Source organism: Collinsella sp. MSK.8.10, from assembly GCF_019041915.1.
In the GTDB taxonomy this organism is placed as follows: Bacteria; Actinomycetota; Coriobacteriia; order Coriobacteriales; family Coriobacteriaceae; genus Collinsella.
The window spans coordinates 1-1,816 of sequence record NZ_JAHPYF010000017.1; the positions used below are offsets into that span (position 1 = coordinate 1).

Genomic DNA, 1,816 nt, shown 5'->3' on the forward strand with positions numbered 1-1,816 from the left:
GCGAGGCTCGAGAGCGTCACCACTTACATCCAGAGGGGCAAGTCGCCGAAGTATTCGACCGTCGAGAAATACCCCGTGATCGCCCAAAAGTGCAACCAATGGAGCGGATTCTCCGTGGAAAAGGCGAGGTTCATCGACCCAGCCACCGTATCCAAGTACGCGGATGAGCGGATTCTGAAGGATGGTGACCTTCTCTGGAACTCGACCGGCCTCGGCACGTTGGGCAGGATGGCGGTCTATGACTCGGCGAAAAACAGATACGGCTGGGCCGTCGCCGACAGCCACGTGACGGTGATCAGGACGCGGGAAGATTGGCTTGATCACCGGTTTGCCTTCGCCTATTTCGCGGGGCCGTCAGTCCAGTCTGAAATTGAAGACCAGGCAAGCGGCAGCACGAAGCAGAAAGAGCTTGCGCAGGAGACGGTCAGAAACTACCTAATCCCAGTTCCGCCCCTCGCCGAGCAGCGTCGCATCGTTTATGAAGTTGACTGGCTTTTCAAAATACTTGTCTAACTGTTTTCATGACCTCGTCGAAAGGAAGATGTCATGAGAATGTTTGTACAATACTTGCAGGAAAAGGGTTATGCGGAAAACACTGTTGATTCTTATTCCTTTGCAATATGCCAGCTTATCGATAAAACTCAGTCTCTAACAAACCAGTCACTTCTTGCGCACAAAGAGTGGCTGGTTTCTTCATTCGCTCCGAAAACGGTTAACAACCGCATCGGCGCAATTAACACCTACCTTGATTTCATCGCTTTCGATGGAATCCGACTCAAAGGAGTGCGAATTCAACAGAAGCCGTTTCTCGACAATGTCATCAGCAATGAACAATACATGCAGTTAATCAGCGGCCTGAAGCAAGACGGTGATTGGTTTTGGTATTTCATCGTTCGCTTTCTTGGTTGTACGGGTGCGAGAGTAAGTGAGTTAAGACAGTTCAAAGTAGAACACGTTACCGCTGGATATATGGACATTGTTTCAAAAGGCCAGAAGCTCAGGAGAATTTGGATACCTGACTCTTTGCGTGAAGAAAGTCTTACATGGAAAGCCAAGCCAATGAATGGCCTTCTATTTCCAGGCAAAAACGACAACGCGATTACTTCGCGCGGCATATCCGTAGGGTTGAAGCGTGCCGCACTGCGCTATGGCGTCGACCAAGACGTCGTATACCCGCATTCATTTCGGCACTTGTTCGCAAAAAACTTTATCAACCGCAACCCAGATATTTCACTGCTTGCTGATCTTATGGGACACGAAAGCATTGAGACAACGCGAATCTATCTGCGGCGCACTGCCGATGAACAGCGCGCCGCGGTTGATGAAGCAGTCAATTGGTAAGAGCAAATACTTCGGTGACTCTAGAAACAATTCGTTTCTGCTCGCTGGCCGGGGGAACAGGAACTAGAGCGCGATACAGCCTGTTGTCATTGATTGCCGGATAGGCAACCCCCTTCGCGTTCTCATTGGCATTTGCATAAGAGTCAAAGCTAGGAGAAACCAAAAAGTAGAGAAGAAAACTAGGAAGGAATCCGTCAAGACATGAAAGGACAGCAAACCCAGTACTTGCGATGGGCTTAATATTAAAATCCTTATCTACGATACAGGCATTATGCAAATAAGGGCGGACGGTCGCATAGAGCACATCATTCTTTGCGACTAGCTTTCTTGCTCGTGAGGGCGCGTCAGCTGCATTTATAACAGTTTCTTGTCCGAGCTTTTGGTTCACATTGTCAATCGACGAGATGTCGATATAGGCAAAACGCGCCTCAGGCCTCTTCTGCCCGCGATTCAAGACAAGAGACCCTAAACGACG

At 49.3% G+C, this 1,816-nt stretch carries 3 protein-coding genes; 2 read left to right on the forward strand and 1 reads right to left on the reverse strand.

The window, feature by feature from the left end:
* Together KTF55_RS09865 and KTF55_RS09870 are read left to right on the forward strand one after the other, a co-directional pair.
* Window positions 1-513 (forward strand): restriction endonuclease subunit S (locus KTF55_RS09865; protein WP_192934321.1); only part of this gene is annotated, 513 nt, incomplete at its 5' end.
* Between the two features lie 33 nt (window positions 514-546).
* Window positions 547-1,341, forward strand: a complete 795-nt coding sequence (locus KTF55_RS09870; protein ID WP_006235246.1) for a tyrosine-type recombinase/integrase — start codon at window positions 547-549, stop codon at window positions 1,339-1,341.
* Here the strand turns inward: KTF55_RS09870 and KTF55_RS09875 are convergent.
* Window positions 1,331-1,816 (reverse strand): restriction endonuclease subunit S (locus KTF55_RS09875; protein ID WP_192919620.1); only part of this gene is annotated, 486 nt, incomplete at its 5' end. The two genes, KTF55_RS09870 and KTF55_RS09875, sit on opposite strands and share 11 nt — an antisense overlap.

Bases quoted from the DNA above. Each gene is read 5' to 3' on its own strand.
- KTF55_RS09870 (WP_006235246.1), top strand. From the start codon at position 547: ATGAGAATGTTTGTACAATACTTGCAGGAAAAGGGTTATGCGGAAAAC.